The sequence below is a fragment of the Rhizobium sp. RHZ01 genome (assembly GCF_014851595.1).
In the GTDB taxonomy this organism is placed as follows: Bacteria; Pseudomonadota; Alphaproteobacteria; order Rhizobiales; family Rhizobiaceae; genus Rhizobium; species Rhizobium altiplani.
In genome coordinates this window covers 1-19,281 of the sequence record NZ_JACUZZ010000038.1, presented here as the reverse complement: position 1 = coordinate 19,281, position 19,281 = coordinate 1, and the positions used below count along the sequence as shown (strand labels likewise).

The 19,281-nt window shown below is 57.9% G+C and carries 17 protein-coding genes, 1 tRNA gene and 1 pseudogene; 8 read left to right on the top strand and 11 right to left on the bottom strand.

Annotated elements, in window-relative coordinates; all coding sequences use genetic code 11:
- Positions 1 to 38: 38 nt before the first annotated feature.
- Positions 39 to 1,451, bottom strand: a complete 1,413-nt coding sequence (mgtE, locus tag IB248_RS28005) for a magnesium transporter (protein ID WP_018854955.1) — start codon at positions 1,449 to 1,451, stop codon at positions 39 to 41.
- A 167-nt stretch (positions 1,452 to 1,618) separates the two neighbouring features.
- On the opposite strand from mgtE, the gene IB248_RS28000 reads away from it, so the two are divergent.
- Both IB248_RS28000 and IB248_RS27995 read left to right on the top strand, forming a co-directional pair.
- A complete protein-coding gene (locus tag IB248_RS28000) occupies positions 1,619 to 2,113 on the top strand; it encodes a peptide deformylase (protein ID WP_169680292.1) in 495 nt (164 codons plus the stop codon).
- A gap of 246 nt (positions 2,114 to 2,359) precedes the next feature.
- Positions 2,360 to 2,731 (top strand): hypothetical protein, encoded by a 372-nt coding sequence (locus tag IB248_RS27995; protein ID WP_018854953.1) that lies wholly within the window; start codon positions 2,360 to 2,362, stop codon positions 2,729 to 2,731.
- Between the two features lie 45 nt (positions 2,732 to 2,776).
- Here the strand turns inward: IB248_RS27995 and lipB are convergent, their stop codons facing one another.
- Positions 2,777 to 3,496: a lipoyl(octanoyl) transferase LipB gene (gene lipB, locus IB248_RS27990; RefSeq protein WP_192241968.1), complete on the bottom strand. Its 720-nt coding sequence runs from the start codon at positions 3,494 to 3,496 to the stop codon at positions 2,777 to 2,779.
- 171 nt (positions 3,497 to 3,667) lie between these two features.
- Between lipB and IB248_RS27985 the strand changes: the two genes are divergently transcribed.
- Positions 3,668 to 3,752 (top strand) — tRNA-Leu (locus IB248_RS27985).
- 918 nt (positions 3,753 to 4,670) lie between these two features.
- Positions 4,671 to 5,036, top strand: a complete 366-nt coding sequence (locus IB248_RS27980) for a response regulator (RefSeq protein WP_113470446.1) — start codon at positions 4,671 to 4,673, stop codon at positions 5,034 to 5,036.
- A 26-nt stretch (positions 5,037 to 5,062) separates the two neighbouring features.
- On the opposite strand, the gene IB248_RS27975 is transcribed toward IB248_RS27980, so the two are convergent.
- On the bottom strand, positions 5,063 to 7,378 hold the full coding sequence (locus IB248_RS27975) for a PAS domain-containing sensor histidine kinase (RefSeq protein ID WP_113470447.1): 2,316 nt from the start codon (positions 7,376 to 7,378) through the stop codon (positions 5,063 to 5,065).
- A 226-nt stretch (positions 7,379 to 7,604) separates the two neighbouring features.
- Between IB248_RS27975 and IB248_RS27970 the strand changes: the two genes are divergently transcribed.
- Together IB248_RS27970 and IB248_RS27965 are read left to right on the top strand one after the other, a co-directional pair.
- A complete protein-coding gene (locus tag IB248_RS27970; protein WP_192241967.1) occupies positions 7,605 to 7,757 on the top strand; it encodes a hypothetical protein in 153 nt (50 codons plus the stop codon).
- 157 nt (positions 7,758 to 7,914) lie between these two features.
- Positions 7,915 to 9,489 carry a carboxylesterase family protein gene (locus IB248_RS27965; RefSeq protein WP_113470461.1) on the top strand — a complete coding sequence of 525 codons (1,575 nt, stop codon included), beginning with the start codon at positions 7,915 to 7,917 and terminating at the stop codon, positions 9,487 to 9,489.
- A gap of 189 nt (positions 9,490 to 9,678) precedes the next feature.
- Here the strand turns inward: IB248_RS27965 and IB248_RS27960 are convergent.
- Positions 9,679 to 10,011: pseudogene (locus IB248_RS27960) on the bottom strand (adenylate/guanylate cyclase domain-containing protein); the annotation flags it as partial.
- 182 nt (positions 10,012 to 10,193) lie between these two features.
- Here IB248_RS27960 and IB248_RS27955 point away from each other — a divergent pair.
- A complete protein-coding gene (locus IB248_RS27955; RefSeq protein WP_018854945.1) occupies positions 10,194 to 10,835 on the top strand; it encodes a response regulator in 642 nt (213 codons plus the stop codon).
- A gap of 56 nt (positions 10,836 to 10,891) precedes the next feature.
- On the opposite strand, the gene IB248_RS27950 is transcribed toward IB248_RS27955, so the two are convergent.
- On the bottom strand, positions 10,892 to 11,530 hold the full coding sequence (locus tag IB248_RS27950; RefSeq protein WP_018854944.1) for a response regulator: 639 nt from the start codon (positions 11,528 to 11,530) through the stop codon (positions 10,892 to 10,894).
- A gap of 327 nt (positions 11,531 to 11,857) precedes the next feature.
- Between IB248_RS27950 and IB248_RS27945 the strand changes: the two genes are divergently transcribed.
- Positions 11,858 to 12,622: an SDR family oxidoreductase gene (locus tag IB248_RS27945; RefSeq protein ID WP_029792749.1), complete on the top strand. Its 765-nt coding sequence runs from the start codon at positions 11,858 to 11,860 to the stop codon at positions 12,620 to 12,622.
- A 33-nt stretch (positions 12,623 to 12,655) separates the two neighbouring features.
- Here IB248_RS27945 and IB248_RS27940 read toward each other — a convergent pair whose 3' ends face one another.
- The 6 genes from IB248_RS27940 to IB248_RS27915 form a co-directional block, all read right to left on the bottom strand.
- Entirely contained in the window at positions 12,656 to 13,093 is a 438-nt protein-coding gene (locus IB248_RS27940) for a hypothetical protein (protein ID WP_029792748.1), read from the bottom strand.
- Between the two features lie 76 nt (positions 13,094 to 13,169).
- Positions 13,170 to 14,774, bottom strand: a complete 1,605-nt coding sequence (locus IB248_RS27935; RefSeq protein WP_192241966.1) for an MDR family MFS transporter — start codon at positions 14,772 to 14,774, stop codon at positions 13,170 to 13,172.
- Between the two features lie 60 nt (positions 14,775 to 14,834).
- Positions 14,835 to 15,998 (bottom strand): HlyD family secretion protein, encoded by a 1,164-nt coding sequence (locus tag IB248_RS27930; protein ID WP_029792319.1) that lies wholly within the window; start codon positions 15,996 to 15,998, stop codon positions 14,835 to 14,837.
- A gap of 73 nt (positions 15,999 to 16,071) precedes the next feature.
- A complete protein-coding gene (locus IB248_RS27925) occupies positions 16,072 to 16,830 on the bottom strand; it encodes an SDR family oxidoreductase (protein ID WP_018854939.1) in 759 nt (252 codons plus the stop codon).
- A 107-nt stretch (positions 16,831 to 16,937) separates the two neighbouring features.
- Entirely contained in the window at positions 16,938 to 17,348 is a 411-nt protein-coding gene (locus tag IB248_RS27920) for a cupin domain-containing protein (RefSeq protein ID WP_029792320.1), read from the bottom strand.
- 274 nt (positions 17,349 to 17,622) lie between these two features.
- Positions 17,623 to 19,110, bottom strand: coding sequence for a mechanosensitive ion channel family protein (locus IB248_RS27915; protein WP_029792321.1), 1,488 nt, complete (start codon positions 19,108 to 19,110; stop codon positions 17,623 to 17,625).
- Positions 19,111 to 19,281 lie beyond the last annotated feature (171 nt).

The window sequence follows — 19,281 nt, the reverse complement described above, 5'->3', positions numbered from 1 at the left end:
TACGTAATAGTCAATTTCTGCGCGGAAATTCGAGCCGGCTAAATTCCGAACCACCATGTAGCGATACCGAGAAAGGCAAAAAAGCCCGTACAATCGGTTACGGTCGTGACAAAAACTGACGACGCAATGGCTGGGTCGGCTCCGACCTTATGCAGGAGCAACGGTAGCAGAATTCCGGCAAGGGCTGCCGCAAAAAGATTGATGATCATCGCGGCGCCGATCACGAAGCCCAGCTGATAGTCGTGAAACCAGGTGGCAGCGATGGCCCCCATGATGACGGAGAACAGCGCGCCATTGGCGACGCCGACCCCCGCCTCCCTGCGGATGATGCGCCCGGCGTTGTAGATATCAATGTCGCCGGTCGCCAACGCGCGGACGGTAACCGTCATCGTCTGCGTGCCCGCATTGCCGCCCATGGAGGCCACGATCGGCATCAGCACCGCAAGCGCAATCATCTTCTCGATCGATTCGTCGAACAACCCGATGACGCTTGCAGACAGCAAGGCCGTTCCGAGGTTGATCACGAGCCAGAGAAAGCGAGAGCGGACGGTTGAGAAAACATTGTCCGACAGCTCTTCGTCGCCGACACCGCCCAGACGCTTGATGTCTTCGTCGGCTTCCTCGTGAATGACGTCGACCACGTCGTCGATCGTGAGCACACCGACCAGCCTGTCGTTCTCGTCGACGACGGCGGCGGAGAGAAGGTCGTATTGTTCGAAAAGCTGGGCGGCCTCTTCCTGGTCCATCTCCGCAGGGATCGGATGATTCGTCTCCCGCATGATGGATTCGATCTTGGTTTGCCGCTTTGTCCGCAGGATCTTGTCCAGGTCGACGGCGCCCAATAGCTTGAATGTCGGGTCGATGACAAAGATCTGCGAGAACGAGTATGGCAGGTCTTCCTCGTCGCGCATGTAGTCGATCGTTTGCCCGACCGTCCAGAACGGCGGGACCGCGACGAACTCCGTCTGCATACGACGGCCGGCCGAGCTTTCCGGATAGTCGAGCGCGCGCCGCAGCCTCACACGTTCGGTAAACGGCAGCTGCGCGAGGATTTCTTCGCGATCCTCAGTGTCGAGGTCCTCGAGAATGTAAACGGCATCGTCCGAATCGAGTTCACCAATCGCTGCGGCGATCTGCTCGTTCGGCATCTGGTCGACGATCTCGCGGCGAATCGTTTCATCGACCTCGGTCAGCGCCGTCATGTCGAATTCGTCGCCGAGAAGGCGAACAAGCGCGAGCCGCTGGTCCGGCTGCAGCGATTCGAGAAGGTCGCCTATTTCGGATTCATGCAGGCGGGCGACGTGCTGGCGCAAGAAGATCGTGTCGCGATCGGCAATCGCGGCGCCGACCAGCGCCAGGAAATCGCCCCGGACGTTGCCATTTTCATCATAGATGTCGGCATCGCCGCTGTCTGGACGCGGGCGGACGAGCTCTTCTGCGTCGTTCGTCATGGTTGCCGCCCTCGCATCCCGTTTGAAGTTCAATGACTAAGCGCCGAATTATATAGCTTCGTGCTAGCTGAAAGCTTGAAGTCCGTCCAGCCGCAAACGCCTCGCGCGGATGACAATGCGCGTGCGCAGCGATAGTTTCCGCGCATCTCAAAACAGGAACTTTACCAGTGGCTGTCCGACCCTTATTGCGCTTTCCCGACATTGGCCTGAAAACCGTTTGCGAACCCGTCGAAATCTTTGACCAGAGGCTGCGCGACCTCGCGGACGATTTGCTGGATACGATGCGGGCGGCGCCAGGCGTCGGTATCACTGCTGCGCACATCGGCGTCTTTCTGCGGGTGGCCGTCATTGAGCTTGGCCGAAACGAAGGCGTGCGCCACTACGTCAATCCGGAGATTGTGTCAGTGTCAGACGACACGATTCGCCATGTTGAAGGGAGCGTCTCCATGCCCGGTATGACTGATGAGGTCGTCCGGCCAAAGGCAATTCGTGTTCGATACCGTGATCTGACGGGCGTCGTTCACGAGGAGGAAGCGGAGGGCTTCCTCGCCGTCTGCATCCAGCACGAAATTGACCAGCTCGACGGCATCTTTTGGATACAGCGCCTTTCCAGGCTCAAGCGCGAGCGGCTGGTCAAACGGTGGGAGAAGTTACGAAAGTAGCCCCGGCTGAGTGCAAATTAATCTTCTTCTGGTTGTGTAAACACGGTAGCGCGCGCTTTCCGAATGAGAGAGAATGTTCCATCACGAAACGGTCAATTTCGGTCGCGGATCTGTGATTTCATTTGATAAAACGGCACCGTTCGCGTGATATTTTGCCCGCATTCTTGCCGCAATTTGAGCGCGAACTAACTCCTGCCGAGGGTTTGGTGTCGTTGTCAATGCAACGATGAATTGAGGAGTTATCCCATGCGTTTCAGATTTGCGGCCGCCGCTTCCGTTCTTGCCCTCAGCCTCGGCCTAGGAAGTGCAGCCTTTGCCCAACAGTACTCGAACGACTACAGCAACGACAGCGACGGGTTTGCGCCCGTCCAGATGACGGCGAAAAAGCCAATTCACTACGCCAATCGCAAGGCACCGGAATATTCCAACGACTACACGAATGACAGCGACGGATTTGCGCCAGCCCGGATGTCGGCTCCCGTCGACAGGATGACAACGGGAAGCGTCCGGCGCCTGCCCGACTGCGACTACATGAGGACGAACTCCGGGGTGCATACGGCTGGCGGCGATAGCGGAGCGTCACATACCGATGCCTGCCGCGACATCGGCGACAAATAGCAATCGATTGCCGAGGGCCGGTCATCCGGCCCTTTCTTCATTGCGTCACCCCTCGGTGACTGTTTCACCAAAAACCGATTCGAATGCCTGTCGAAGCCGGATGTCGACATCAGTCATCATGACCGGTAGGCCGAGGTCGACCAGACTCGTGACGCCATGGGCGGAAATCCCGCATGGAACGATTCCGCTGAAGTGATCGAGATCGGGTTCGACGTTCAGCGACATTCCATGAAAGGTCACCCATTTCCGCAGCCGGATCCCCAGTGCCGCAATCTTGTCTTCTGCCATCGTGCCGTCGGGTAGAGCCGCCTTGTCAGGCCTGCGAACCCAGACACCGACGCGGTCCTCGCGCCGTTCGCCGCGGACGTTCATCGAATCAAGCGTGCGAATGACCACTTCCTCGAGCGCGGCAACAAAGGCACGCACGTCCTGACGCCTACGCTTCAGGTCCAGCATCACGTAAGCAACACGCTGGCCCGGCCCGTGATAGGTATATTCGCCGCCGCGTCCTGTTGCGAAGACAGGGAACCGGTCGGGCTGGACCAGGTCTTTGGCATCTGCGCTCGTTCCCGCCGTGTAGAGAGGCGGGTGCTCCACGAGCCAGACGAGCTCGTCGCCGCCGTCTGCGATCGCCGCGACCTCGCGCTCCATGTTTTCCACAGCCTCCTCATAGGGCACGAGGCCGTCGGCGATCCGCCATCGGACCGGCCGCGAGCCTTCTCGGGGCATCATGGAGAATTCAAGATCTGTGCGTAGCATGGCCATTCCTTGTGCTGCGGCTGCGGAGGCAGCGCTGCGAAGGCCTATATGGTCCCGTTTCGAGGACGATTCAAATGCTGTGATTTCTTTTGAAAAAATCTGTCATATCGCCCTTGTGTACCGGAAATGCTTTTGCTACATGCTGCCCCGCCGGCACAAATCGGCACCTACCACGATGCGGTCGTGGCGGAATTGGTAGACGCGCAGCGTTGAGGTCGCTGTGGGGCAACCCGTGGAAGTTCGAGTCTTCTCGACCGCACCATTCAATCCAATGGGATTGATAGCATTGAACCTGATGAGGCGCGTTTGCGGCCCAGTGTTTAAAACTCCTCACAATCTTTGCATAGATTTGCGACGATGCTCCCGGCAGGCCATGAGGCTCTGTTTCCAACGGAGTCAGTCTATATCGGCTGTTGCCCCTGCTGTGGCAAGGTCGGCTCCCATCTTTGCAGCGACTGCCGGTTCTGGCATTCCCCTACTTGATTCGGGTGAGCAGCCGCCCTGCTGACGACATGTCCTCGGCGATTCGCGGGATCATCAAAAGATCGCGCAAAAGAGCGCACTCATGGCGCGATACGATCGTCACGGCCGAACGCACCAGACCCTCAAGATATACTTGTGTTGGGGATGCGAGCGCCTACCTATCGGCGTAATCTAAGTCCGGAAAAAGCGCGTGCTTTCAAACAGGGTTGCCAAAAGGCTCTTTGCCTTCGCGCTGTCCGCATAACCTTACGGGAGTTGTATCCTCAGGCTCATGATACGACCTAATCGAGAGCGTGAGAAGCTATGTCATCCACAACACAAATGACCTCTGACCGAAACAACGATCCTGTTCAGCTGGACCTGGATAGAATCAGAGATTCAGCCTGCTCGCATTTAGGATCGATTGACGTCCTCGTTGACCAGCTGCGGGTAGATAGCCAACGCGTTTGCCGCCGGGCGAGCGCCGTGAATGGTGCTTCGGCTCTCGTGGTCGCACCAAACCCCGACGGGCCGCCATTTAGGGAGCACCAGTTCTCGAGCGGATCACCCCGCGCCGCAGACCGGTTGAGCGGGCGCACTACGTCACGCCGGATTGGGGGCGCCACGTTCTCATTCATCCTTCGACAAAACGACATAGGCAGCCGCAAGGAAGACTGCCCCGGCGAACAATGACCAGGTTTGTGCTGATGAGAAAACGATGAATATGCATCCGACGCTAATTGCGATCATAGATGATGACGAAGCAGTGAGGGAATCGCTGCTCGATCTGCTGGAGGTGTCTGGCTATTCCGTGGTGACATTCGCGTCGGCCGCCGAGTTCCTCGCATTCCCTCGAATCCCGGATACGAAGTGTCTTGTCCTCGATATTTCGATGCCTGGCATGAGTGGGATCGACCTCAGCAATGAGCTACGACGGCGGAACATCACCATACCTGTTGTGTTCATGACCGGTCACGCTCAGGATGCGCTTATCAAAGAAGCAAAACGCACCGGTCTCTGTCTTTTCAAACCATTTGCTGGTGGCGAACTCCGCTCAGCCATCGAAGCCGCGGTCACGGTCTGACCGATCGGAACCCATTGGGAAGGCTATTATGCCCGGGCCGCCTCGGCTTTCACCGGTAGCGAGAAGACGAATTTTGCGCCATTCGGATCATTTTTCTCGACCCAGATTCTCCCGCCATGGGATTCGAGAATCGACCTGCAGATCGCCAGCCCCATGCCCATCCCCTGCCCCTTTGTCGTAAAAAACGGCTCGAAAATGCGGTCAGGATTGTCGATGCCCGGACCATTGTCGGCGATCTCCGTGTGAACCCAGTCTTCATCACGGCGCACGCGCAGCTGCAGGAGGCGGCGATCTGGAGCCGCATCCATCGCTTCCATCGCATTCCGGATAAGATTGACGAGGACCTGCTGGATTTGAATGTGATCGAAGAACAGCGGCGGAAGATCGCTGTCGATACGCGAGTTTATCCGGACGCCTCGTCTCAGTGCCTCTTCTGCCATCAAGTCGCGCGCTTCGGTAACCACGTTACCAAATGCGTTGACACGACGTGAGTCGTCGGAATGCTTGAAAAGCGCCCGAATGCGGTTCACGACGTCCGTCGCGGTATTCGCACTTCTCACAACACGATCCAGCGCCTTCTGGGCTCGCTCCATATTCGGCGGTTCTGCGTTCAGCCACCGCTGGCACGCGTCGGAACTGGAGATCATCGCCGCGAGCGGTTGACCTATCTCGTGCGCGATCGATGCGGTGAGCTCAGCCAGGCTCGCCGCCTGGCTGGCCCTGGCAAGGTTCCTCTGGGCTAGTCGCAGTTCCTCCTGCGCACGAAGCCAATCGTCGATGTCGAGGCACACGCCGTTCCATTGAACGATTTCACCTTCCGCATTGTACATCGCCAGTGCCCGGGTCTCCATCCAGCGATATTCTCCGTCGAACCGCCGCATTCGGTGCCTCATCGCGTACGGCTTTCCTGTCGGCAGCGACTGGCTGTATTTTCTCTTAACGGCGGGGAGGTCCTCGGGATGGATGATCGCTTCCAAGGTGGCGTGGAGGCTCTTACCGGTTTCTGCATCTTCCTCAATCCTGAAGCCCAGATATTCGCTCAGCTTCTGGCTGCGATAGATCGGCCTGCCATCAGGGGCCAGGCAGTAGATGAGTGCCGGCAGTGTCTCCACCAGCTGATGAAGAGAGTGCTCGCTCTCCCGCAGCGACTGTTGAATCCGCATCTCCTCATCGACATCAACTGAAAGGCCATACCATTCAACAATAGTGCCGTTAGTACCGCGCAGGGGCTCGAACCTGTCGGCCGTCCAACGAAAAGTTCCGTCTTTCCGTCGTCGGCGATATCTCATTGAGAATGCGTCGCCCTTCTGAATGCATTGGAGAGCCTGACCTCGAACCTGCGCGACGTCGTCCGGATGGATCAAGTCCAGCGCGGCCTTCGCGAACTCCGAAAAGCTCGCCTTCGACAATCCGGCTTCTTCGAGAAAGCGCTTGCTTACGTAGGAAAGCTCTCCCGCGGCTGTCCAACTGCAGATGTGGACCGGCAAGGCATCGATCAAGCGTTGCAGGTGCCATTCGCTTCGCCTGAGCGCCTCCTCAGTGGTGACCTGATCGTTGACATCGTGACAGAGGCCGTACCATTGGACGATGCGGCCATCGTGGTCTCGCACCGATTCCGCACGGCTGGACATCCACCTGTAAACGCCGTCATGGCGACGCAGGCGATATCTCATGAAGAAGCTCTCGCCCGTTACCAGGCTCTGATTGAGCGCGCCACCGAACTCTTCCGCATCTTCCGGATGAATTGCCATCTCGATCATGGCGTCCAGTCGGCTGAGGCCAGGTATCTGGATATCGCTGACGTCCCGGCCGAGATAGTCGATCATTCTCTTGTTGAAGAAGCTCGGTTCTCCCTCGGGCGTCAGCCGCCAAAGATGGCTCGGTACGGAATCCACCAACAGCGAGAGTTCGAGCTCCCGGTCATGCAAGGCGTCGACAGTTTTTCGGTCGCTATCGATATCTAGCGAGGTCCCGTACCAGCCGACGATGTCGCCAGAGTCGTCCAGGATGGATCGACCGGAGCTTCGTACCCAACCAAAGCCGGTCCTGCGTCTGATGCGAAATTCACTGTCGAACGGATACCCTGACCGAAGGCAATGCCGCCACTCCCCGGCAACACGTTCGTAGTCGTCGGGGTGAACCAGTTGCTTCCAGGCCCCCTCTCCCTCACTCCACCACGCATTCAGGTCTTCCGGGGTCTTCGCGAGCGCGAGCTGCAGATCATGGGACAGATAGGTCCACCTCCCGCTGGCATCCATAGCCCAGCCATTGCCTGACAGTTTCTCGACGGTCTTGGCGGCTCCCATGGGCGAATTAACAGCTGTAGCAAGGCCCGGCGCCATGGTTTGCTCTCCCCTGAGCGGCACTGTAGTTGCTCGCACTGCTTTTTACGCCCGCTTTAGGGTTCAGTCCAACCGAGTGGCGTTCCGATCACGAGTGTTTGAAGAGGTCGCGCGCACCCGCCCAACGTGTGAGTTACGCCGGCAAGCGGGACATCTCATGCCACCGCAGCAAACGGGAACCTTCAAGTCTTTTTGGAATTTACGGACTACCACGAAGGAGGCTGTCGTGATCCGTAGGCTGAAATCCGGCGAGTATCGGCTCTATTCACGCAAGGTCGATCCAAAGACCCACAAGCGCAAAAATCTCGGCACGTTCAAATCACGCGAAGCGGCTGAGAAGCACGAGCGCGAGGTGCAATATTTCACGCATCATGTTTGAGGTGAAGCGTCCGCGATCAGATGCACGCAGACACGACGCACGCGAAATGGGTGCGTTACGCACAGCATTTGTCGTGAGCGGATGAACGCTTTTTGATGTCGCCAGAGGGGAGTATTTTTACCTGCAGACTGTCAGAATCTGGTGATTGGAGGGGATGGTGCCCGTAGACCGCAGTAGCAAATTCTTGCTCGTTTTGGCGGTCGCAACGTGTCAGATGATCTTTGCACCAAGAACTGATGCTGCAGACGATACCGTTCAAATCGACAGCGGAATGCTGCGAGGTGAGACGATAGGCACGGTCATTAGCTTCAAAGGTATACCCTACGCCGCTCCGCCTGTTGGTAATCTGCGATGGCGCAATCCAACGCCGGTGTCGAAATGGAATGGCGTCAGGGAAGCGCGGAGCTTCGGTCCTTCATGCGTGCAGGCCGATGATTTGCCAAAGTCCGAAGACTGTTTGACTCTCAACATCTGGACACCAGTCAAACGTTCCAGGACACCGCTTCCGGTTATGGTTTGGATACACGGCGGCGCTCTTGTACACGGGAATACCCTTCAGTATCCCGGCGACCAGCTCGCCGCGCAGAGAGTTGTGTTCGTCAGCATGAACTACCGCCTAGGACGGTTGGGTTTCTTCGCTCATCCTGGGCTCACAGAGGAATCTCCTGATGAACCGGTCGGTAACTATGGTTACATGGACCAGCTTGCAGCATTGAAATGGGTGCAACAGAACATCAAGGCCTTCGGCGGCGATCCGAAGAGGGTGACCATATTCGGAGAGTCAGCAGGCGGCGGCTCGGTGATGGCTCACATGGTGTCGCCTTTGTCGCGAGGGCTCTTCCAGGCAGCCATTTTGCAGTCGCCGGGCGCTCCCACGGCGCGTGCCCAAAGCTTGCCGCTGTCATCGCTGAAGCAAGGGGAGAAAGCCGCGTTGGACTTTGCCGACTCTCTCGGAATCACTGGCACCGATTCCGGCGCTCTCGCAGCGCTCCGGGCGCTACCTGCTGAAAAGCTGACCGAGGGTGCATCGGCACCAGAGGCGCTGGCGGGAATGTCGACAAGCAAGCCGGTCATCGGCATTTCAGGACCTATCCTTGATGGACAGTTTTTGCTCGAAACGCCCGAGGCGGCCTTCGCAGCAGGACGTCAAGCCCCAGTGCCCGTCATTGTCGGAGCGAATAGTCGTGATCTTGGTATCGGCCAGGCCGCGACGAAAGACGACCTGTTCCAGATATTCGGGAAGGCTGCGGCAGAGGCTCGCGCGCTTTATGATCCCGGGAACCGAGAGACGCTCGAAGAGCTCAGACAGCAGCTTTTCGCAGACAAGACGATTGTCGAGCCGTCTCGCCATCTCGCTGACGAGATGATCCGAGCAGGTCAGCCGACCTGGTGGTATCGCTTCTCCTATGTCGCCGAGGCGCTGCGCGATGATCCGAAATGGAAAGGCACTCCGCACGGCTTTGAGACTCCGTATATGTTCGACATCCCAGCCGCATTGGTGAAAGACAAGGTTACGCCTGCCGACTGGGCCATGGCCGCACTTGCGAGTGGCTATTGGGTCGATTTTGCAAGAAAGGGCGATCCCAATGGTGGCTCACGGCCATATTGGCCCATCTACGACCCCAATACCGATAAACTCATCAACTTCACCAACGACGGCGCGATCGTAGGGCCCGATCCGCTGAAGCCCAGGCTCGACCTCTGGCAAAGATATTGGAACGAGCAGAACTGAGGCTGCGGCGCCTAAATGCACGAAACGCCTACTCAAAATGCTATTCTGGGAGGCCGGCGCAGCGCAGTCCGTCAAGGAAACGTTGCCGATCGGCGTCGTATTTGTAGGCCAGCCTCTTGCCCCGTTCCGCGACAGAAAAGTCCGGCTTCGCTTCGAGTGCCATCGCAACATGCTTGGAAAAGCGAAGTCGAGCTTGTTCTTGGCCTGCTCGTGCACATTGGCGGCAATGCAAATTCCTCCCGGCTCCGCCAGCCCCTGCAGGCGATCGGCAATATTGACCCCGTCCCCCTGAATGTCATCGCCTTCGACAATCACATCCCCAAGGTTGATGGCCATGCGAAATTCAAGTCGACGATCGGGTTGCCTGTCCGCATTGCGTTCAACCTCAATGTGCTGCACGTCTGCGGCGCAGCGAACGGCATCGACGACACTATGGAATTCCACCAACAGACCGTCGCCCATGAGCTTGACCAGGCGACCGTGATGGGCACTGATCGTTGGCTCGAAGACCTCATGCAGGTCTATAACAGAAGGTTCAGGCCTGTTGCTATTTCCGGTTCCTCCCCTTTCCAAGCGGATAGCCGACCAGCAAGGCCACGGTGCAGAAAGCGTTCGGATCTTCGTCATGCAACGTTCGCTTACTTGCCTGCGAAAATTGCGATCGCTAATATGCCATGAGCAAATGAGCTGTCCGGGGGACGTTCATGGCCAATGCTCCTCATATGCAGACAGGCGAACCTCTGGTTCAGCAGACCGTCCACGTGGTGGAAGACGACGAGCAATTTCGCATTTCACTTATAGATCAGCTCGAGTCGCTTGGAATTCACGCCTTGGGCTTCGATGCGGCCCTCGATTTCTTCAGCCACGCTTCGCAGGATGCAGGCGGCTGCATTCTGCTCGACGTGCGGCTACCCGATCTGAATGGCATCGAATTCCAGAAGGAACTGAAGACGCGTGGATACGACCTTCCCGTGGTCTTCATGACGGCACACGGGGACGTGACAACGAGCGTCAGTGCCATGAAGGCGGGCGCTGTGGACTTTCTGCCAAAACCGTTGCAGCGACATGAGGTTGTCGAGGCGATTACAACCGCCTTCACGATCGATCGGGAGCGGCAGACCCAGCGAGCGTATCGCAAAGAAATACTGGAGCGAGCTGCCACCCTCACCCCACGCGAAGTCCAGATCATCGGACTCGTCGTGGGCGGGTCGATGAACAAGCAGATCGCCTTTGAACTCGGCATCAGCGAAATCATGGTGAAGCTCCATCGTGGGCGTGCCATGAAAAAGATGCGGGCGGCGTCCCTGGCGGAGTTGGTTCGGCAGTTCGAATATCTCAGCCACTAGTATTCTGCGCTGGAGGCTGGCGGGTGTTCCGGCGTTGTCGCTTCGTACCCGCCGGATCAACGGATCTGGAGCTTCTCGACTTTGCGAACAAGGTCGGCAAGAGAGCGAGCCTGCATCTTTCGCATCACGCTCATCCGATGGAGCTTCACAGTCATCTCGCTGATCCCGAGTTCAAAGGCGATCTGTTTGTTCATAAGCCCACTGACAACGGCCAGCATGACCTCATGCTCTCGCGGGGTCAGCGTGTCGACCAGTGACCGGACATGAGCTTGTTCGGCTTCAATCTTTCGTCTTTCGCCATCCAGTTGAATTGCGAGATCCACGGCATCGAGTAGATCCCGGTTGACGAATGGCTTCATGATGAAATCGGTGGCTCCCGCCTTCATGGCTCTGACGCTCGCCCGAACGTCCGCGTGGCCGGTCAGAAATATCACGGGCATCCTGCTTCCCATGGTGATGAGTTCGCTTTGGACATCCAAGCCGCTGCCTTCGGGCATTCGAAGGTCGACCACGACACAGCCGGGCGCGGTCGTGTCAACAGTCTTAAGGAAATCAGGACCGCTGGAGTAGGCAGAGGCGCGCCTGTTCGTGATCATGAAGAGATCGAGCAAAGACTCCCGGATCTCCTTGTCGTCGTCGATGACGTGAACGATAGGTTCGGCGGATAAACCCGCCTTCGTTGTCAGGCTTTCCATGATCTCACCTCGACTAAAAGGCGAACGCTCACCAATCGCACTCCCGATGTTGAAGGGCCGGTTCCCGCTCGCCCCTCTCGTGATGGGTTCGCCGCTCGCGGAATTGTGCTCACCGCCAACTTATCACGGGTTAGAGATCCTGGGATGGTAAACCTTGGTTTACGTCCCGGGGGGGCGACCTAGGGAGCCGCAACGACCGGCGACAGTGCCGGCCCGATCACCCCAAACCTTGGTTTGCATTGACCTTCTTCGACCAACAACCGAATCTAACAGCACCCCAAAAATCGAGACGGATCGAATGAGACAGCAAACTACGAGGGGCATGAGATGAAGATCGCGGTTATCGGCGCAAGCGGCATGATGGGATGCAAGATCGCTCGCATCCTTGAACGCGATGGATTCGACATCACAAGAGCCTCTACGAGCACAGGCGTCAACGCCTACACGGGTGAAGGCGTGGAACGTGCACTGTCCGGAGCAGATGTCGTCATTGACGTGACGAATACCGGATCATTCGGAGAGACCGATACACTCGACTTCTTCAGGAAAACAAGCGGCAACCTTCTGTCCGCCGCGAAAGCTTCCGGAGTGACACACTACCTTGCGCTGTCGGTTGTTGCTGTCGATCGACTGGTGGAGAACGATTATTTTCGCGCAAAGCTGGTGCAGGAAAACCTGATACGAGCCTCCGGGTTGCCATTCACGATTGCACGCTCGACGCAGATGTTCGAGTTCTTCAATGGGATTGTCGATGCAAGCGCCGTGGACGAAACGCTGAGAGTGCCTTCTGTTCGTGTCCAACCGATAGCTGCCGACGAAGCGGCTGGCGCGATTACCAACTTGGCGACCGCGAAGCCGTCGAACTCAATTGTTGAGATCGGCGGCCCCGAAGCTTTTGAACTGGTGGAAATCGCGCAGGAGCTTCTTACCGCCGCGGAAGACCCCCGTCCGGTCGTCCTCGACCCTACTGCCCGCTATTTCGGCGTTGCCCTCTCGAAGGACGGCCTTCTACCCTCTCGCATGATCGCAACAGGGACGCTTTCCTTCCACGAGTGGCTGTTCACGAGCATGTCCGTGCAAGATGTCGCGTGAGAGATCATGGGAAATTCGCGGTCTCGATGGACGCTACCCCTGCCTCGTGCGGAGACGCTCGGCGTAGTTCGCATCCAGATGTCCGACACTGACCGGTAGGAGGTTCTCGTAACCTTCGCGCAACTCGCTTTCGTTGAGCCATCCTTTGCCGCTGGGATCGAGCTTGTTCCAATGCTGCTCAGCGGTTGCAGGATCGAACACACGATTGTCGATCTTCGCAAGGCGTGCCTGTGAATCCATGTACTCGCGCTTAGTGACAGTGCTGTCCTTGTTGCTGTCGGCCCAATCGAGTTGCTGTTTGGTCAGGCGCGCGTAAAAATCATCGATGAGTTGATCGTCCGAACGAACGGCCGGGGCCTTGGGCGCCGACACAACTTGCAGCTTTTCGTCGGAAACAGACGGTGCTTTACGCGACGTTGGCATCATGAGGCTGTAGATCGAACTATCAGAATTTACTCGCACGTTTTTCATTCCTCCATATCGACGTGATGTGGAAGATAAGTTGCAACTTCAGATTGCTCCAAGCTTGCACAGTCGGCTGTAGCAGTCAGTGCGCGCCACCCTCGGAGAGCTGGACGGGCTTCTTCAGCAGGAGCGAGGCAAGCAAGGCCACGACGAGCGCCACCCCCAACAGGAAGAAAGTATCGCTGAAGGCCATGATGTTGGCCTGTTTCCTGATTCTGAGCGCGATCGCGACAACGGCCTTGTGTGTCGCCATTGCTTGGTCGCTGACGCCGTGGCTCATGAAATAGGCCGTCAACTGCGCGACACGATCACGAGTCGCCTCCTCAAAGGCGCTGACCGCATTGGTCAGAATGTTGGAGTGAAATTGCTCCCTCTTCGTCAGGAAAGTCTGCAGGGAAGCAATTCCGACAGCGCCGCCGAGATTGCGCATCATGTTGAACAGCGCAGACGCCGAACCGGCGTTCTGCTCTTCGATACCCGCTGTTGCAATCGCCGAAAGCGGAGTGAAGACGAGCGCCTGTCCGACCGCACGCACGACATTCGGCCAGAAAAGCTGGTCGCTCCCGTAATCAGCGGTCATATAGACATTCATGAAGTTCGAGGCCGCAAAGAGACTGAATCCGACGACGATCAGCAAACGGACGTCGAAGACCTTCATCATCCGCGGTACAAGCGGGATGAGCAGAAGCTGAGGTATGCCCGTCCAGGCAAGAACGACCCCGATCTGCTCCGAATTGTATCCTTGAACCCGTGAGAGATAGATCGGCAAAATGAAGGCCGAACCGTAGAGTGCCATTCCCAGCAGAAAATTGGCAACGACACCGAAACCGAAATTGCGGAGCAGGAGAAGCCGCAGGTTCAGAAGCGGGTGAGCCGACTTTATCTCGATGATGAGAAAAAGCGTAAGCGACACCACGGCAATGACCGATAGCCGAACGATGAAGTCGGACCCGAACCAGTCTTCCTTGTTCCCTTCCTCGAGCACCGTCTGCAAGGCTGCTAATCCAACGGCCATCGTGACGATGCCCGGCCAGTCGCCCTTGGCAAGCAGACCCAAATTCATCGGGGCGGGCTCCAGAGATACGAAGAGCATCGCAATCATGAGCGATCCAGGGACCAGATTGACGTAGAAGATGAACTCCCAACCGTAGTTCTCCGTCAGGTAGCCCCCGATCGTCGGTCCTATGGCGGGAGCAAAGGTTGCCGACAGCGCAAACAGCGCGAGGCCCATCGGTTGCTTGGGTTTCGGCAACAACGTGATGATGATGGTGAATGCCATGGGGATGAGGACGCCGCCGGTAAAGCCCTGGATCGCGCGCAGCACGATCATCTGTTGCAGATTAGCGGTAAAGGCACAGGCAACCGAGAAGACCAGAAACAGGGCGGCGTTGACTAGGAGATAGGTGCGGACAGAAAAGACGCGCGCCAGCCAGCCCGTGAGGGGAATAACGACAATCTCGGCGATCAGATAGGAGGTCGATATCCACCCTCCATCGTCCTTCCCGGCTCCTATGGCTCCCTGGATGTCTGCCAGTGATGCGTTGACAATCTGAATGTTCAGGACGGCCATGAACGCGCCGAGCGTTGAGCCGACCACCGCGCACCACATCCGAAAAGCACTCAGCGCGGGCTCGACCGATTTCGCAAACTGCTGATTGCTGTTGGCAGGGATCAGAAGAGTAGCCATGAGACCTCACTCCTTCGGGCTTCCATTGACTGCCGATCACGACCATGGAAGCACCGATCCTCATATTCCTTCCGACATCCGGGTGGCCTTGGTATCCACTTCAGGCTCCACCGACATTCCGGACCGGAGCTTGCCGGCGATACCCTCGTCATCAATGAGGATCTTGACCGGAATGCGCTGCACGATTTTGGTGAAGTTTCCAGTCGCGTTGTCGGGTGGAAGCAACGAAAATTCCAGGCCGCTGGCGGGCGAGATGCTGTCGACGTGACCCTTCACCGTAAGATCCGGAAAGCTGTCGACCCTGATCTCGACGGTTTGGCCGGGGCGAACGTAAGTGAGTTGGGTTTCCTTGAAGTTCGCGACAACATACACGGCATGGAGCGGAACCACCGCCATGAGCTGGGTGCCGGACGAGACGAACTGGCCAACACGGATCGACCGCGCACCAACGGTTCCGTCGACTGCTGCAACAATGCTCGTGTAGGAAAGGTTGAGTTTGGCCTGCTGGACGGCCGCCTCGGCTCGATCTCGCTGGGCTACGATCTGGTCGCGCTGTGTGCTAAGGACTCGCACTTTGTTCTGTGCGGCAACAAACGCGGCCTGATCGCGCTCTACCGCTGCAGACGCCTGATCCAATATGGACTGGCTCTGTTCGGCGCGCGACAGAGTACCGGACCCATTTGATGTCAGCCGCGCATTTCGCGCCGCATCAGATTTTGCAAAGTTATAGGATGCTTTCGAGACATCGACTGAGGCCCTCGCCTGCTCGATCACGGATGCCTGAAGTTCAATCTGCGCATCCAGGTTGGCAATGGCGGCCTCCGCACCTTGCAAGTCTGCGCGTGCCGAGTTGAGAGCGATCTGGAAATCGCGATCATCGATTGTTGCGAGAACCTGACCGGCTGTGACTGGGTCATTGTCGCTGACCCGCACGTCCTTGATATAGCCGGCCACTTTGGGGGCGACGGTCGTGTAGTCGGCCTTCACGTAGGCGTTGTCGGTAGACTCGATGAAGCGCCCGGCTGTCCAATAGTAATGGCCGTATCGAACACCAAACGCCGCGCCTGCGAGCAGGACCAAGGCGAGAGATCGTCTCTTCCAGAGGCTCCTGTTCGACTTCGCGGGCACTGTCGGCTTCAACGTATCGACAGGAGTCCCATCGGTGGTTCCTCTGTCAGTCTCGGCGGCTTTCTCGAAGGTATCCTGGCGAGGCAATTCGACCATCTTCCTTCTCCTGGCAATCTCCCGCGTTCAAAAACGCAGGCCCGGCGGCGGGGTGCCGCCAGGCCGTATCTGGTCAGGCAGCTGCCTGGGGACGTTGTGCAAACCACGTTTTGACGTCCAGCTTGCCAAGCTTGGCTGGTCCGAGAGGAACCAAGGACTGGTCATCGACTAGCGAACCGAAGTACCTGGCCTGGGGATCGACGACGACCGTTCGCTTGTCGCCGATAGCGGTGAGATAGCCCTTAACGAAATCACTCAGGGGCTTCTTCTCAGGCCCTGCGATTTCGATGGTTCGGTTCTCGGCAGCACCAGCAGCGGCCTCAGCGACGAAGCCTGCAACCTCGTCCGCAGCAATTGGCTGGAACGCGCCGTGCGAAACGTGGACTGTCCCATCGACGGTCGCGCTATCGGCAATCCCGCCCAGGAATTCGAGGAACTGGGTGGAGCGGACGATGGTGTATGGGATGCCACCCTTCTTGATGAGGTCTTCCTGAGCAACCTTGGCCCGGAAGTAACCGTTCTCGGACGATCTCTCGATGCCAACGATGGAAAGCGCGACGTGGTGGTCGACGCCTGCCGCGCGCTCTGCTTTGAGCAGGTTTGTTGTTGACGTTTGGAAGAACGAGAGAACGGCGCTCGGCTCAAATGACGGCGAGTTGGTGACGTCGAGTACGACGTTCGCGCCGGCAAGTACGTCGTCGAGTCCCTCGCCTGTGAGTGTGTTGACCCCGGTCGACGGGGACGACTGCACTACATCGTGTCCCTGCTTGCGCAGGCGCTCCGCAACTTTCGTTCCAACGAGGCCCGTGCCTCCGATGATGACGATTTTCATGGTTCTATCCTTTGAGACTGGATATCCACCGAGGACATCTCAGGTTTTGAGATTGAGGCAGTAGCAGGCGGCACTGCCGTCGCCTCCTCCCGCCCCACAGTAACTGCTTACTTGTCGGGGGTCGTCAGCTCCGTCTCGGCCGTGTCGACGACGAATACGGCAAGAATCTTCGCAGGCTTCGTGTTGCTCGCATTCGCGCTGACTTTATGGTGATCGCCGGAGACTTCGATCCAGTTTTCACCGGTCTTGTAGACCTTGACCGGGCCATCGTTGACCTGGCTCTTGATGCTGCCTTCGATCACGGTGGCGTAAATGAAGGCGCTTTTGGCGTGCGTGTGCGAGGGATTGGACCCGCCGGGACCGTATTCGACGAGCACGCCGCGCACGCTTTTTCCGGGTACGTTCGGAAGCACGTGGTCGAATACGATCGAGACCTTGGCATTGTGGGGTTTATCCGCGGCTACGGCAGGCACAGCCATCAGCGTTGCGCAAAGCAAGCCACTTGCGAGCCTTCGCATGGCAATTCTCCTTCGTTGACGTCATTGATTGTGACCGAAGCCGATCCTATGCGACGGGCATTGGGCACAATAGATATACGAAGGTTTGCCAAATCTATACGAAGGTTTGCCGAACCGACCGCGCCGGTTTGGGTCGATCGGATCGGCCGCCTGACTCTTGCCGCAGAGCGAACATGACCGGGCACGCCAGCGCGGGTGCCGACCGCGGTGTCAAAAACACACCAATTTGGACTAGTTTAGGCTTCCGTTGGGATGGGGTCGCCTTGATCGAGCCTCAAGGGTTCAGGTGTTCCCGGTGCGCGCGAAAGATCGACCGAATTCCTTTGAGCAAATCCAGTCTGCGCCGCTCATTGTGGATTGTCGGTACCCCGGAATTCACCCCGAGCCCTTCGCGATGAGCAAGATGGGCAGCGAGGTCTTCGGCGAGTTCCGGTCGTTCACGCATCAGCGGCGCAAAAGCAGTCTGGTCGATCTCATAGACGGTGACCCGCGTTACCGCATAGAGCCCATGTTGCTCTGCCATACCGGCGAGTGATCCCTGTTCTCCGAAAAAGTCTCCGGGGGCCAACCGCGCCACTTCCTCGTCACCCTTCCTCATTGCGATGATGCCCGCACGTACGATCATGAGGCTGGCAAGACGCCCCCCTTCCCGGACGATTTCAGCCCCCGGGGAAAAGGTTCGTCGGCTGGCAGACGCGACGAGGACATCGCGCTCTTCCTGGCTCAGCAATGAGAAGATCGAAATAGCGTCGATGAGGCTCTGCGCCGGGGGCGTCGCGGGACGCGGCGCGCTTCGAAGGTAGTCTCCTGCAAGTGGGCTTTCCGGGGGGAGCGCCAACTGCAGGCCGTTCGCCTTGCAATGACGATATACGAGGTCGATGACTTCGGTTCGCGCAGCACCTCGTTGCGCCGGGCTGGTGACGCGAAATTGCAGTTCGACAGTCACGGCGCTGCCGTCAATGCCGGCAAGCACGACGTTTGGGGGTGGCTGCTTCACGATGAGGTTGCAGCTGTCGAGCACGGTGTGCATCACCTCGACAATGGTTCGGGGCATGTGTGTCGGGGCAACCCGTATCGACAGGTCGATTTGATGGTTCTCGTCCGGCCGGCTGACATTCGTCAGCCCCAGCTTGGCCAGGACGCTATTGGGCAGCACCACGATGTTATGAGCGCCTGTCAAAAGGTAAGTCGAGCGCCAGTTGGTGGCGACAACACGTCCCTCGGTGCCATCGCTCAGATAAATGAAGTCTCCGATGACATAGGGGCGGCCTAGCGTGAGAGCGATGCCGGAAAATACGTCGCTCAAGGTGCTCTGTAGGGCAAGACCGAGAATGATGGCGATGACGCCAGACGTTGCCAGCAGCGTTCCGATCGGCACGCCGAAAACAAACGCCATGATTGACAACAGCACCCCGAGATAGACGAGTGCGACGATGAGATCCTGGATCAGTCTCGCTTCTCGTGGCCGCCCGTCCAGGACGATGTAGATACGAACGAAGCCGATCACGGCCCACGACAAATGGACCCACCAGAGAATCTTGGCCGATACCATCAACGCGTTGGCGCCGTTTAGGTCCGCGGGGTCGAAGCGGAACGGCACAATCCGAGCGTAGGCAAGCACGGCGGTCATTGACAGGAAGACTGCGATCTGAACGATCAGGCGCTGGGTCGGGCGTCCCTGTCCCTGCATATGCCAAATGACAATCCCAGCGAGCCCCATCACACTGATAAGCAGCGGCAGCAGGTGAACTTCATGACCCATCACGATCCCACAACGAAAAATTCTGACCCCATGCGCCGATCTAGCAGGCTGTTGAAGAAGTCAGTCGGGTTCGCAAACGAAGCCTGAATCATCTCCGTTGTGGATGTAGATGTGCCCGACAAGGCGTCCGGCTGAGCCGAGAGCAGCCCATCCGCGACCACAGGCCGGGTC

Excerpts from the sequence above, each read along its gene's own strand:
- mgtE (WP_018854955.1), bottom strand. The coding sequence starts at position 1,451 with ATGACGAACGACGCAGAAGAGCTCGTCCGCCCGCGTCCAGACAGCGGC.
- IB248_RS27995 (WP_018854953.1), top strand. The coding sequence starts at position 2,360 with ATGCGTTTCAGATTTGCGGCCGCCGCTTCCGTTCTTGCCCTCAGCCTC.
- lipB (WP_192241968.1), bottom strand. The coding sequence starts at position 3,496 with ATGGCCATGCTACGCACAGATCTTGAATTCTCCATGATGCCCCGAGAA.
- IB248_RS27980 (WP_113470446.1), top strand. The coding sequence starts at position 4,671 with ATGAATATGCATCCGACGCTAATTGCGATCATAGATGATGACGAAGCA.
- IB248_RS27975 (WP_113470447.1), bottom strand. The coding sequence starts at position 7,378 with ATGGCGCCGGGCCTTGCTACAGCTGTTAATTCGCCCATGGGAGCCGCC.
- IB248_RS27955 (WP_018854945.1), top strand. The coding sequence starts at position 10,194 with ATGGCCAATGCTCCTCATATGCAGACAGGCGAACCTCTGGTTCAGCAG.
- IB248_RS27950 (WP_018854944.1), bottom strand. The coding sequence starts at position 11,530 with ATGGAAAGCCTGACAACGAAGGCGGGTTTATCCGCCGAACCTATCGTT.
- IB248_RS27945 (WP_029792749.1), top strand. The coding sequence starts at position 11,858 with ATGAAGATCGCGGTTATCGGCGCAAGCGGCATGATGGGATGCAAGATC.
- IB248_RS27940 (WP_029792748.1), bottom strand. The coding sequence starts at position 13,093 with ATGAAAAACGTGCGAGTAAATTCTGATAGTTCGATCTACAGCCTCATG.
- IB248_RS27935 (WP_192241966.1), bottom strand. The coding sequence starts at position 14,774 with ATGGCTACTCTTCTGATCCCTGCCAACAGCAATCAGCAGTTTGCGAAA.
- IB248_RS27930 (WP_029792319.1), bottom strand. The coding sequence starts at position 15,998 with ATGGTCGAATTGCCTCGCCAGGATACCTTCGAGAAAGCCGCCGAGACT.
- IB248_RS27925 (WP_018854939.1), bottom strand. The coding sequence starts at position 16,830 with ATGAAAATCGTCATCATCGGAGGCACGGGCCTCGTTGGAACGAAAGTT.
- IB248_RS27920 (WP_029792320.1), bottom strand. The coding sequence starts at position 17,348 with ATGCGAAGGCTCGCAAGTGGCTTGCTTTGCGCAACGCTGATGGCTGTG.
- IB248_RS27915 (WP_029792321.1), bottom strand. The coding sequence starts at position 19,110 with ATGGGTCATGAAGTTCACCTGCTGCCGCTGCTTATCAGTGTGATGGGG.